Origin of the sequence: Xenorhabdus anantnagensis (assembly GCF_028598555.1) — a bacterium.
Taxonomy (GTDB): Bacteria; Pseudomonadota; Gammaproteobacteria; order Enterobacterales; family Enterobacteriaceae; genus Xenorhabdus; species Xenorhabdus anantnagensis.
Map to the genome: position 1 here is coordinate 47,638 of NZ_JAQRFN010000014.1, position 13,249 is coordinate 60,886.

Genomic DNA, 13,249 nt, shown 5'->3' on the forward strand with positions numbered 1-13,249 from the left:
TCCTCTACTTCTTGCTCGGTTATTTCTTAATAGGCAGGTAAATGGAAAACTCCGTATGCCCGGGCCAACTGGTAAATTCGATCTTGCCAGCATGTTGATCGACAAGATTACGTGCTATGGATAGCCCGAGTCCAGTTCCACCTTCATGCCCACTGACCATGGGATAAAAAAGCGTATCCTGAATATTGGGAGGAATACCCGGCCCATTATCCTCAATATCAATTCTGGCCGCTAAGCGGTAGCGTTCACCCTGTAAGGCAATCTGGAACGCGGTTCGCGTTCGCAGAGTGATAGTACCGCCTCTCCCCCCCAATGCCTGTAAGGCGTTTCGGGTTATATTCAGTAAGATCTGCTCGATTTGATCAGGGTAATGGGACAGTTCAGGCAAGCTCGGATCATAATCTTTCAGCAGCGTGACATTTGTGGGCATTTCCAGAGAGACTAATTGATAGACCCGCTCGACCACATGGTGGATGCTCTGACGGGTTTGCGTTCCCGGATGCTGTGGTCCCAGTAATCGATCAACAAGGGCGCGTAGCCTGTCCGCCTGTTCAATGATGACTTGGGTATATTCCCGCAGGGATGGATCGGGCAGGGCTTTGGCAAGTAGCTGTGCCGCTCCGCGCAGTCCACCAAGGGGATTTTTGATTTCATGTGCCAGCCCCCGAACCAATTCCCGAGCAGCCGCCTGCTGTGCTTGTTGTATCTGCTCCTGGCTTAACCGGCGTTGACTGTCCATAGGCGCCAGTTCCAGCAGAATAGACTGCTCGGAAATCGGTTGGGCACTGAGCGACATCACATGAGAGTGATTATTGATGACCAGAATGACTTCGTTATCAGTAAAACCATGGCCGTCAATCAAACTTGAGCGCATCAGCTCTGTATCCAGCGAGATATAACTAAATAAAACCGGAAGTGGAGTACCAAATAATTTATGGGTACTTTGCGCCAGAAGTTGCAGCGCAGAATGATTGGCATAGCGGATAATTAAATTGTTATCCAGCACCAATACGCTGTTTATCAGTGAATCGAGAACCTGTTCTGCGTTGGTAAAATCAGCCATTGCTATTCAATTCCTGCACTTTTTTGGTGCGTAGTAGTCTATTTAAGTTATAACTTGATGAATTATTCTGCTAAATACGTGTTCTTCTTCTCATTTTGGGTTATTGGGAATATACACCATCATCGCGGGATTATTTGCATAAGATTGGTGCATAGAATTAGTGCACCTATTCGTGAAAAGAGCCCATCCAAAGATGGGCTAAAAAGTTTCACGGCAACAAAAAATAAATTCGGGATCTATTTGGTGATAAACAGCATTACACACTGTAATAGAGTTCAAATTCCAGAGGATGTGGCGTCATGTTGACACGCTCAATATCACCTTGCTGTAATTTGATATAAGCATCAATCGCATCATCAGTGAAAACACCACCGCGAGTCAGGAACTCACGATCTGCATCTAAGGCTGCCATTGCTTCTTCCAGAGAAGGAGCTACGGTTGGGATCTCCTGTGCTTCCTCAGCCGGCAGGTCATATAAATTCTTATCCATTGCATCACCGGGATGGATCTTGTTGATAATGCCATCCAAACCCGCCATCAACAGGGCAGAGAAAGCCAGATAAGGATTCGCTGCTGGATCAGGGAAACGGACTTCAATACGGCGGGCTTTTGCACTGGCTACAACCGGAATACGGATAGAGGCGGAGCGATTGCGGGCAGAGTAAGCCAACATAACCGGCGCTTCAAAACCCGGCACCAACCGTTTGTATGAATTGGTGGTTGGGTTGGTAAAGGCATTCAGTGCACGAGCATGCTTGATGATGCCCCCGATATAGTACAGAGCCAGTTCAGACAGACCACCATACTTATCACCAGCGAATAGGTTCGAGCCATTTTTAGACAGTGACATATGGCAGTGCATGCCTGAACCGTTATCGCCCACCAGCGGTTTTGGCATGAATGTGGCGGTCTTGCCGAATTTATGGGCAACGTTATGAACCACATATTTATAAATCTGGGTTTCATCTGCCTTTTTGGTCATTGTATTGAAGCGGGTAGCGACTTCATTTTGCCCGGCAGTGGCGACTTCATGGTGATGAGCTTCAACGATCAGCCCCATTTTTTCCATTGTCAAACAAATGGCTGAACGTAGATCCTGAGAAGAGTCCACCGGAGGCACAGGAAAATAACCGCCTTTAACGCCCGGACGATGGCCTTTATTACCATTTTCATAACGTGTACCACTGTTCCATGCTGCCTCAAGATCATCAATATGGTAATACGAGCCAGAGATAGAATTGCCGAAACGAATATCATCAAATAGGAAAAACTCAGGTTCCGGCCCAAATAACACCGTATCTGCGATGTCACTTGCACGCAAGAAATCTTCTGCGCGTTTGGCGATGGAGCGAGGATCACGACCATAGCCTTGCATGGTGCCGGGTTCTAAAATATCGCAACGTATAATCAGAGTGGCATCATTAAAGAATGGATCAAGCATCGCAGTGCTTGGATCAGGCATTAACACCATATCGGACTCATTGATACCTTTCCATCCACCAATAGAGGATCCATCAAACATTTTGCCATCTTCAAAGAAGTCTTCATCAATCTGGTGGGCTGGGATGGTGATATGTTGCTCTTTACCTTTGGTATCGGTAAAACGTAAGTCAATAAACTTCACCTGATGTTCTTCAATCATGGACAAAACATGCTCAATGGACATACTGAACTCTCCTGGGTTACGTCAGCCTGATAGAACGATGCAAGAAGGATGTCGTTTTATCTTAAGGGGGCATTTCTAGACGATCAATTTTTATAAAACCGGTATTGCAAAGAGAAATGCGAAAAGTGTGCCAACATTAACAAATCATTTAATAACAATATGTTGATATTTAGCGACTAAAAAATCATGGGGAAAGAGGATAGTTTTTAAATATACCTGCCCCATATTGGGGAATGGTGCGAATAGAGTTGCACTATAATGATGCAAATGAGTGTTTAATCAATATGTAAGTTTAATCAATGTATGTAAGCAATAAGGCGCAATCTGTCACATAACATCAACATTGATTGCGCCTTCTGATTTAGAGTGAACTGATTATTATTCTGGTCTCAGATATCATCTTAATCCATATAATAGGTCAGCTTACCATCGAACAGAGCTTGTACTTTACTGCTATCACCACCACCGTCAGAACTACCCCAGGTATAAACTTTGTTATCTGCTGTCAGAGCAAGAAATGCTGTCCCTGTCCCGTAGATCGCTCTTACATTATGCATGTCAGGTTGAGATATTGAAAAATGTTTACCAAAGTCAGTATTTTCCCACGTTACTACGGAACCATTTTTTCTCAATGCCGCACATGCATTAGCTGCGCATGTTATTTGAACTGCATCTGTGAGGCCTGAAAACTCGCTGTTCAGTATAGCGCCAGTTCCATAGTTAAATATTGAGCTATGTGGGCTATTATACTCTAATACAAGGAATTTTTCTCTAGTGTTTGATATATCTACTGCATGATTTATTTTGTCAGTGTCGTAAGTGCCATCAGGATTCTTTCCGGCGGTTATTAGACCACCCCAACCATACACTGTACCATTATGGTGAATTGCCATATGACCCAACGGTAACTCAACGTCACTTGGTGGTGGTGAACGGTAACCACTTCCTGCGGCTTGTATAAAATCTTGATATGGGGGGTTAAAATCGCTGAACATGTCCGGATCACCCCAATTAGAAATACTACCGCCTTCGTCTATAACGGTGAAACCCCTTGGCATTGATGTAATGTTCCGTGGGCATTGAATATAAGAATAAGGCGGTTCGAGATTCCATCCTGCTCCTGACTTACCCCACCAACTTTGTAGCGTGCCGGAATTATATATAGTACAAGCAAAACTATTTCCGACAAAAATATTCTTCCCATTTCCAAGAGAAGGATAAGTACCATTAATGGCTCCCCAAGCCACTATCTGTGAATTATCTTTCGAGATAGCAAAAAAGCTATTTCCACCGGCTCCTATATCATCAAAGGAACCGGTAGGGGCAGGACTACCGTTAGTCCATAATGTTGAATGCACAGTAAGTCCAGCATAAGAATGGCCATTTGTGGTAATGGTCTTAATGCCAGATTGAGTATAGGAATTACCGAAGCTCCCTCCCCAACCAACCATGGTGTTGTCATTGAGTAATACAGCAAAAGCAGAGGAATATTGAGTCTCCATTGAATCGTTAAAAGCTCCTTTTGGAAAACCTAACGTACCACCATTACCAAACACATTGATTGGGTTTATTGTGAGCTTGTTACCATGTTTGTCTTTAACTGAAATGGGAAGCCACGGAGCAGTATCATAGAAAAATGGGGCAGTATTTGGAAAAGGAAGGCAGAAAGGTGATGTGCCGCCAACATATTCCCATGTTACTGAAAGTGAATTACCTTCTTTATCCCAAGCGGTCAGGCGCTGGGGTGCTTTAAGCCCATTAGCCACAGCAAGATCAGCATAACGAGCACCCATAACGATAAAGGGCTCTTTGTCTGCTGGCTTAGGAGGTGCACCGTTGATAACTTTTATGCTAGTTGTGGGAGATTTTAGTTCATTAAAATGTACATCTTCTTCGATATAACTAACAGTATTTTCGCCAACTTGAACGTTATTTTTGGGAACCTTAATTGTGAAATAAGATAACCCCAAATCAGATTCAGTTAATTGATAAGGAGTACTTTTATAATTATTGAACAGAACAGTCAATTTATCATATACAGAGGCATTTGGATATTTATCTATTTCAACAATAATATCATCGCCAATACTTTTCAGATCCAAAGTACCTTTCTTGGCTTGCGGTAATCTTGGTGGGGTTAGTTTATTATCTATATTAAGCATAATTTTCTCTCTTATAATAAATTTATAATTTATTGATAATGTTTTAACTAAGTTGTTTTAATCTTTTGTTGTACATAAAAATTCTCAATAATCTATTATAGATACATGTGTATGTTTGAATATTTACTCACATCTATATTTGCACTACTTGTAATGTTAAACATCTAATCATAATCTGGGCAGTCATTTGCTCCGTTAGGAGCTGTATCTATTCCTCCTGTCCATACCTTCGAGTGACCGTTTTCTGTTTGATAACTAAATTGAATCAGACCTGCATCGCAATTTGTAAATTGATGGCAGCCTGCAACATCGTCTTTAGAAATACCTATAATAAGAGTTGCCGTTTTGCCATCACCACCAGGATCAGGTTGAGTGGGTATTTGTTGTTTTTTAGGGAAAGACTTCGTTATAGTTCTAGGATTTGATTTTATATGTAGTTTTAGTGTTACTTCACTGCCTAATTGTGGTTTTGTTTTATCAGTTATGTCATTAGTTACTTTAATTGCAACAAATAATGCTTCACTACCTGAATTATTTTTGTAATTAGATATCGCATGACAATTAATAATATTGTGTGGAGTGATGTTATTACAATCATCAGGATCTGCTTCTTGTATGATATTATTTTGATCACTATATCCAAAGCTGGAGTAAACTACACATTTATCATAATAAACTGGTTTAGGCCATGACTCTCCTGTATATGTTAGTGTCAATGGTTTTGAATACAATGTTGTTCCATTAACGGGAACAACGAGGTAGCTAAATTGACAAGATGTTCCTACAGTGTCATCGAACATGTGATAAGGTAATGAAATGGAGTATTTACCAAGCTCTACTTCTCCAACAATAGAATCAAATAGTGTCTTCTTATTATTAATGCAAAATATCATTACGTCACCATTTTGTGCACCAGGATAAGGCTGAATATCGACCAAGAAACTGGATTCTGCATGTGTAGTTAATTCTCCACCATTCTCAAATCCAGCAATTTTAGGTGCAGATAAGTAATCATCTGGGTTCTTAGGAGAATTATCAATAATGTTCAAAGTGCTTTCAGCAGGGATTTCATCAACAACATCAAATACCTGCGTGTATAAATCAATATCTACTGGTTGCATTTCTTTTGCATAAATATAAAAAATCAAACGCCCCTGATTATCTGTAGACAATAAAATACCTTCTCCAAAAGGGTTTTTTTTGATAGTTACTCTTGTAAGATTATCAAATTCATATATCTTAACTTTTTCTAAGTTTTCTGGTGCTGCTGCGGATATAAATGCAAATAGATGAGATATAGGGGCATCTTGTTTATCTTTGATTATCGCCATAGCTCTAGTTCGTGATTTGCCTCCATTTCCATTTGGTGGATTATTGGGTTGGGTAGGTACTTCTAAGTAATTTTGGTCATAATAAACTTTTAAAGTGTCAGTATTTAAAGTTCTTGCACTATAAATAAAATTTCTCGATGGAAAGGTTATGCTACTTGATACAGCGAGCGTAAACTGGACATATGCATTATTACTTATATCTGAATCCACCTCTAAAATAAGAGTAAACATCCTAGGGTTGTCATAATGAGATGATTTTTCTAATAATTTTATATACTTTCTTTTTGTCAGGTAAATATCTGTGCCAGGAGGAATTGGATCATCTGATTTTAAAGTCACATCGAGCACTAATCTTTGCCCTATGATAACACTTGAACCGGAAATAATAGAAGGAACGATATCATTATTCATTATATTGCCTCATTTTTTAAGTAGTGTTTTCATTCAATATCTGGTGTATTTATAAATCCATGCCAAATATTTCCATATGTAACATTATTGTCCCCATCTTTACCAATTTGATAATCGAAGTAGATATCACCTCCACCATCCGAATATGCTAAACAATTAATTAGAAAATGATGAGGTATATTAAATATCAATGTAGCGGTGTTATCATCATCATCAGGGACATATGGCATATCGTGACAAAAAGTATGGGTGACAATTTTAGAGCTGGAATTAATGTATAAATTTAAATATATTGTTGAGCCAAGTGATACTTTTTGGTTATCATTTGGATTATTGCTTCCTACTATTTGCACGAATAATCCCGCATTATCTGGATTTTTTCTGTAATTAGATATTTCATCAGTATTGATATAATCCATTTGTTGTATGATATTATCAGAAGAAACATCAACACTATCATAGATTACACAAGGTTCGTATATTCTATGAACATCCGTCCAGGGTTTATTTGGTCTTCCTTTGTAAGTTAATGTGTATGAGCTAGATTTAGATGTTAAAATATCCCCGAGTTTTTTGACAACAACATAGAAAAAATTAGAAACAATATCTTTTTCAAAAATAGAATAGGGTAAATAAAAAGTGGTATCTATGTCACTCGCATTTGTAATTTGGATGAAATGATTGGTATACATTGTGTTAACAAAGAATAATATATAGTTTTCACCTGTAAGATTAGAGGATTTTTCAATTTCAACAGGGAATTCACTCTTACCATCTGATTTTAAATATGATCCCCATAAATTAATTATTTCTGGTGCGGAAAAATCCTCTTTCATGTTATAAATAGTATCATTAACAATAAATATAATATGATCGGCAGGAATTCTATTTAGGCTTTCAGGTAATTGTGAAAACAATTTCATTATTAATGATTTTGATTTTGTTGGATAAATGAAAAATAATAATTCTCCTTTTTGTCCAGTGGTTATATAAAATCCATCAATACCATTTTTTGTCTTAATATCAACTTTTGATTTATCTGAAGATAATATTTTTACCTTTTTTAGGTTGGAAGCGTTCTCATCAGAAATAAATATATTGGTATTAATTAAAGGTGCACCATCCAGTGATTTTACTATTGCTGTTACTTTAGTAAATATTGTTTCTGATTGACTGTCATATGAATGAGGTACTGATAAAAAAGGAGTGTCAATTTTTAACTGTAATGACCTGGAATCAACAGAATTTGTATTAGAATTATTCATTTTAGCTTCCTTTTTGAAAAAATAACTGGAAATATTTCAAATAGATGTAAATCAATTACACCATTATTTTTATTGAAAATAAATTTCTTATACCATAAACAATGTATCATTGTATGTATAATGAAAAATAGTTATCAGCTGATAATAAAATCAAATGTATGTAAAATATAAATAAAAAACATTCCTAGTTTTATAGTTATAACTTATTTGTATGTTAACTTTCAGAGGTATCAATACTACCGAACCATATTTTTCCATAGGAAACAGTTTCATTAATTGAAAATTCATAATCGAAATAAATGGTCCCAGATGAATTATCATAATATGGCTGTATGTTAACAATTTCTTCATAAGGAATATGAATCATTAAGGATGCTAATTGTGTCTTAGAGTTAATAATTGCTGGCATTCTACCTGTAAATGACTTAATAAATCCTTTATTCCCACCAGAAATATATATATTCAACTTTACATGCGAATTTAACGGAATTTTACCTTTTGATTTATCTCCCCCTAAAATTTCAACAAACAATCCTGTATTTTGAGTGCTATTATTACCTTCATAGTATTTTATGGCATCATAATCAATATCGTTATTATTTGGTATAATGTTATCTGGATTAACACCGAGACTCGTATAAACTATACAAGGATCATACTCTCTTTCTACATTTTGGCTTGGTTGATATATGGCTCCTCCCATATAGGTCAATATTAATGGTTCTGAAACTAAAGCATCTCCTTTTTTGTTAACAATAATGTAAGATAACTCAGATTTTTCATAGTAATTAAATATATAATAGGGTAATTTAATAAAATAAGAACCTAATTCTTTCTTTGGATTTTCAATGGTAAAGAAATAATCAATATAATTTCCGTTGACAAAAAATAAAACGTTATCATCAGGTATAGCGTTATCATAATTCATTATTGAAACATAAAAATTTTGAGAACCGTTAGAACTTAAATTTCCTGTCCAGAAATTCATAATTTCTGGTCTCTGTAAAGGAGAGTTCTGATTGGTGTATTTATCATAGATAACAAAAATAGGGCTTTGTGCTGATATTGCTTGGGTGCTATTAGGAATTAAAGAAAATAAATTAATAACTAGTGATAATGATTCTTGTGGATATATATAAAATACTAAATTCCCATATTTATCTGAAATTATAAATACTCCCTCATTATTACCTATATGTTGAGTATTAATTCTAGCCTTTTTATCATCAGCATAGAAAATATGCACTTCTTCCAAGCTACTTTGTATACTTGATGTTATAAAAACAGGTACACTTGATAAAGGTTTTCCATTTTTATCTTGTATGATAGTTTCTACTTTAGAAAATATAGTGCCTTTAGGGGGATCATTTGATGATGTGGGCATGTCTAAAATCTTGGGGTTAACACTTAATTTCAATGATTGAGGATCTATTGTTCTCGCTGTGTATTTTAAAGATCTTGTTTGGAATCCACTGATAGATTCTTCAACATTGAAGGAAATTGAAGAGTATTCAGATATCGAATCAGAAACAACAAGTTCAACAGTTGCTGTTGCAATTTTTTTGTTTCCATCAGATAAAGGTTTTACAGGAACAGGATCTGAGGGTACATTAATATTAATGTTTTTTGTAAATAAAATGGTAGAGTTTGGTTTTATTATTTCATCTGATATTAAGGTTACAGTAAACAACAAATGCTGACCTATTATTAAATCAGTATTATTAGGTAAAGAAAACTTCATTGATAAAGACATGTTTACCTACTATTTTATAATTATGTCGGATATTTATTGTCTATTTGGTGAACACTAATGTGATCACCAAATTTTATAAATTAAATAATCATTATAAAAGGTTTAGTCTCCATCAGCGGGCATAGTTTCAATAGCTGCTGACCAAATATTACCATATTGATTATCCCCATCAAAAAATGTATAATCAAAAGTAATATTTCCTGCTGAACCATTTTCGTATTCGTTCACACTAACAATATCATCAAATGGAATTTTAATAATCGCAGATATTTTATTAAGAGATCCAACAGGTTGTTTTATTATTACCCCATGATAAGATTTAGTATAGTTTTTATTTACTGAATTAATGTATAAAGTTAGCATTACATGGGTATTTAATAGTACTTTATTGGGTTCAGTAATTGTGTCAGTAGTTCCTAATATTTCGATATATAATCCATACGTTCCGTTATCTGGAGTATCTGGATATTTCATTATCGCAGCGTAATTAACCGCATCGTGATTTTGTATTATATTATTTGGTTGGATTCCAAGACTTGTGTGAACTATACAAGGAGTGTGGTTTCTTTTTACACCTGATTCAGGTTCATATGGAACCCCTCCTTTATAGGTTATTGGTAATGACAAAGAAGGAAACATGTCGCCTCGTGGTTTAATGACGACATAAGAAAGTTTACTTGGATTGTTAATCTTAAATATTTGATAAGGTAATTGGGTTGTAATGTTATAGCTACCTAATTGACTTTTCGTGTCAATAATATCTACTTTTTGGTTACAATAATTTCCGTCTACGAAAAACAATATAGTATCACCGTTGTTATTATTGTCATATGAATCTATTGATACGTTGAATAATGATACTCCAGAAGTAGCCGTTAGATTTCCCTCTTCTTCGCTAGGAACAATTGGAAACTCTAAAGCATTATCATAATCATCAGGTTGACTATTAACGACATAAAGTTTTTGTTTGGCATAAACTTCACTACCATTAATACCCAGTATATTGGTTGTAAATTCAGCTACTTCTGATAATGAACGATTTGGATAAATATAAAAAATTATATTTCCACTTTCATCTGAATTTATGAAAAATCCTTTCGTGGCACCAAATTTTTTCGGGTAAATTTTAGAAGAATCATCAGTATTTGAAGTATAAATTGAAAAATTATCAAGATCACTAGGCCTAGTTAATGTTATAAATATTGGTACATAAGGTAAAATATTCTTATTTTTATCCTTTATAATTGCAACCGCTGCACTAAATTCTCTTTTAAGTGATGAAGGAGTGTTAGGCACGTTTTTTGTCGGTATATCTAAATATGGTCTAGATAGCTTGAGAACCATTGAATCTAAATTAATATGGTTTGCTTTACACGTAAAAGTTTTCTTAGTAGTATCTGGAATTTTATCTAGCTCTATTTCAAATATAATAGGATCTGTTTCAGGCATAGTATTAGATACAGTCAGATGAAGAGCTGCCGTATAGGTACCTGTATGATCAGGAGACGGAGTAAAGTATGCCGAGTTAGTTGAATTAGCCTTAATATTAGTGCCTTTACTGAATTTAATAGTTGAGGTTTCTAGATTTTTTTTTGTTATTGCAGTAACAACAAAATCAATTTCTTGACCTATAATCAAATTCGCTTTAGTAGGATCTATTGAATAACTAATTTTTGGATCTTCGTCTAGATTAATCATGTTATCACCTCGTTATGAAAAATAAAAAACATATCATTAAATAAATTATTTAAAATATATTAATTTTTTATATATCCTATTGGTGTAATGAAACTCTTAATTAACAATTAAATCTATGTTACTTGGTAAACAAAATTTCATAGAATTAATGGTTTTTAGTCCATAATTATCATATAGTATCTATTATTAATTGTCACTCATATAAGTGAGCAATCAAGCATCTGAGCTAATTATTATAAGAATTAGTATCCTTATCAGAAGGAATGGTTACAATAGAGGAATTCCACACCTTACCATATACTGTCTTATAACCATCTGTAATAAAATTATAATCTAAATAAACATATCCTCCTGCACCACTATCTGTATATGGAATAATATTGACAAGATCCTTATACGGAATATTAATGATTGCAGATAATATACCATCTTTCTGTTTGATTATTGGGTTTTTTGGATAGTTTATTATCTGATTTTTATTTTGAGAATTAATATATAAATTTAGTGTTATTTGAGTACCCTCTGATATTGCTGGAACTCTTCCAGAGAGGTCTTGATCACTTAAAATTTCAATATATAATCCAGTACCATCACCATGGACATATTTCATTATTGCAGCATAATTAATTGCATTATTATTTGGTATTATATTATAGTCTCTGACTCCTAGGCTAGTATGAACTATACAACGAGCGTAGTCCCTTTTTACATGAAGATCTGGCTCATATGGTGTTCCCCCTGTATAAGTTACTGGTAAAGCCAAGGAGGCTCTCATATCTCCCTTTGGGCTAATAACAACATAGGAAAACTCACTAGGCTTGTTGAGTTTAAAAATTTGGTAAGGCAATTGCGTAACATCATTGTATTCTCCTATTTGAGTTTTCGGATCAGTAATGGACACACTATGTTTGCTATATACATGATCAACAAAAAATAATATTGTGTCATTTTTTCTTGCGTTTTCATATTCTACTGATATACCAAAAACTCGCATACCAGCACTAGAGGAAATATTTCCTGTATCATTCCCCCATATTATTGGATATGGTAAGGCATTAAAAAAACTGGGTGGATGGCTATTAACAGTGTAAAGTTTTTGGGTAGCGTAAATTGAACCATCATCAATCCCCGGAATTACTGATAAAAATTCAATTACTTCGGACAATGAACTTGTTGGATAAATATAGAAAACTATATTTCCTTGATCATCTGAGTTTATAAAAAAACCCTTCATAGAATCACCGAACATTTGTGGATAAATCCGAGAATAAGGATCAGTGTTTGAAAAATAAATTGAAAGATTATCTATATCACTATGCTTGCTTAATGTTATAAATATTGGCACATTAGGCAAATTTTTTTTATTAATATCTTTTATGGTTGTAGCTACTATACTATATACATTCCCACTTGGAGGAGTATTAGTAACTCCTTGAGCGGGTAAATCCAAATATGGATTAGATAGCTTGAGAGCCATTGAATCTAAGTTAATATGGTTTGCTTTACACGTAAAAGTTTTCTTAGTAGTATCTGGGATTTTATCTAGCTCTATATCAAATATAATAGGATCTGTTTCAAGCATAGTATTAGATACAGTCAGATGAAGAGCCGCCGTATAGGTATCTGTATGATCAGGAGACGGAGTAAAGTGTACCGAGTTAGTTGAATCAGCCTTAATATTAGTGCCTGTACTGAATTTAATACTTGAGATGCCTATATTTTTTTTTGTTTTTACAGTAACAGTAAGCTGAATCTCTTGACCTATAATTAAATTCGCGTTGTCATGTATAGAATAGCTTATTTTTACATATTTATCTTGAGTAACCATTTCATCACCTTATAATAAATATATTTTTTAATAATTAATCTGAAATTATTTTTTTGATAAATTCCGTTACGT

Annotated in this window: 8 protein-coding genes; all 8 read right to left on the reverse strand. The window is 34.9% G+C overall.

The features are described 5' to 3' along the window. Window positions 1-19: 19 nt before the first annotated feature. Window positions 20-1,063: a nitrogen regulation protein NR(II) gene (gene glnL / locus PSI14_RS12125; protein ID WP_273576135.1), complete on the reverse strand. Its 1,044-nt coding sequence runs from the start codon at window positions 1,061-1,063 to the stop codon at window positions 20-22. A gap of 256 nt (window positions 1,064-1,319) precedes the next feature. After that, window positions 1,320-2,729, reverse strand: a complete 1,410-nt coding sequence (gene glnA, locus PSI14_RS12130) for a glutamate--ammonia ligase (protein WP_273576136.1) — start codon at window positions 2,727-2,729, stop codon at window positions 1,320-1,322. 401 nt (window positions 2,730-3,130) lie between these two features. Then, window positions 3,131-4,891 (reverse strand): RCC1 domain-containing protein, encoded by a 1,761-nt coding sequence (locus tag PSI14_RS12135; RefSeq protein WP_273576137.1) that lies wholly within the window; start codon window positions 4,889-4,891, stop codon window positions 3,131-3,133. Between the two features lie 164 nt (window positions 4,892-5,055). Beyond that, window positions 5,056-6,633 carry a hypothetical protein gene (locus PSI14_RS12140; RefSeq protein WP_273576138.1) on the reverse strand — a complete coding sequence of 526 codons (1,578 nt, stop codon included), beginning with the start codon at window positions 6,631-6,633 and terminating at the stop codon, window positions 5,056-5,058. 29 nt (window positions 6,634-6,662) lie between these two features. Beyond that, complete coding sequence (locus tag PSI14_RS12145; protein ID WP_273576139.1) at window positions 6,663-7,898, reverse strand: hypothetical protein; 1,236 nt, start codon at window positions 7,896-7,898, stop codon at window positions 6,663-6,665. A gap of 214 nt (window positions 7,899-8,112) precedes the next feature. After that, window positions 8,113-9,651 carry a hypothetical protein gene (locus PSI14_RS12150; RefSeq protein ID WP_273576140.1) on the reverse strand — a complete coding sequence of 513 codons (1,539 nt, stop codon included), beginning with the start codon at window positions 9,649-9,651 and terminating at the stop codon, window positions 8,113-8,115. Window positions 9,652-9,753: 102 nt separating this feature from the next. After that, complete coding sequence (locus tag PSI14_RS12155; RefSeq protein ID WP_273576141.1) at window positions 9,754-11,349, reverse strand: hypothetical protein; 1,596 nt, start codon at window positions 11,347-11,349, stop codon at window positions 9,754-9,756. Between the two features lie 226 nt (window positions 11,350-11,575). Beyond that, entirely contained in the window at window positions 11,576-13,177 is a 1,602-nt protein-coding gene (locus PSI14_RS12160; protein ID WP_273576142.1) for a hypothetical protein, read from the reverse strand. Window positions 13,178-13,249 lie beyond the last annotated feature (72 nt).

Excerpts from the sequence above, each read along its gene's own strand:
- glnL (WP_273576135.1), bottom strand. The coding sequence starts at position 1,063 with ATGGCTGATTTTACCAACGCAGAACAGGTTCTCGATTCACTGATAAAC.
- glnA (WP_273576136.1), bottom strand. The coding sequence starts at position 2,729 with ATGTCCATTGAGCATGTTTTGTCCATGATTGAAGAACATCAGGTGAAG.
- PSI14_RS12135 (WP_273576137.1), bottom strand. The coding sequence starts at position 4,891 with ATGCTTAATATAGATAATAAACTAACCCCACCAAGATTACCGCAAGCC.
- PSI14_RS12140 (WP_273576138.1), bottom strand. The coding sequence starts at position 6,633 with ATGAATAATGATATCGTTCCTTCTATTATTTCCGGTTCAAGTGTTATC.
- PSI14_RS12145 (WP_273576139.1), bottom strand. The coding sequence starts at position 7,898 with ATGAATAATTCTAATACAAATTCTGTTGATTCCAGGTCATTACAGTTA.
- PSI14_RS12150 (WP_273576140.1), bottom strand. The coding sequence starts at position 9,651 with ATGTCTTTATCAATGAAGTTTTCTTTACCTAATAATACTGATTTAATA.
- PSI14_RS12155 (WP_273576141.1), bottom strand. The coding sequence starts at position 11,349 with ATGATTAATCTAGACGAAGATCCAAAAATTAGTTATTCAATAGATCCT.
- PSI14_RS12160 (WP_273576142.1), bottom strand. The coding sequence starts at position 13,177 with ATGGTTACTCAAGATAAATATGTAAAAATAAGCTATTCTATACATGAC.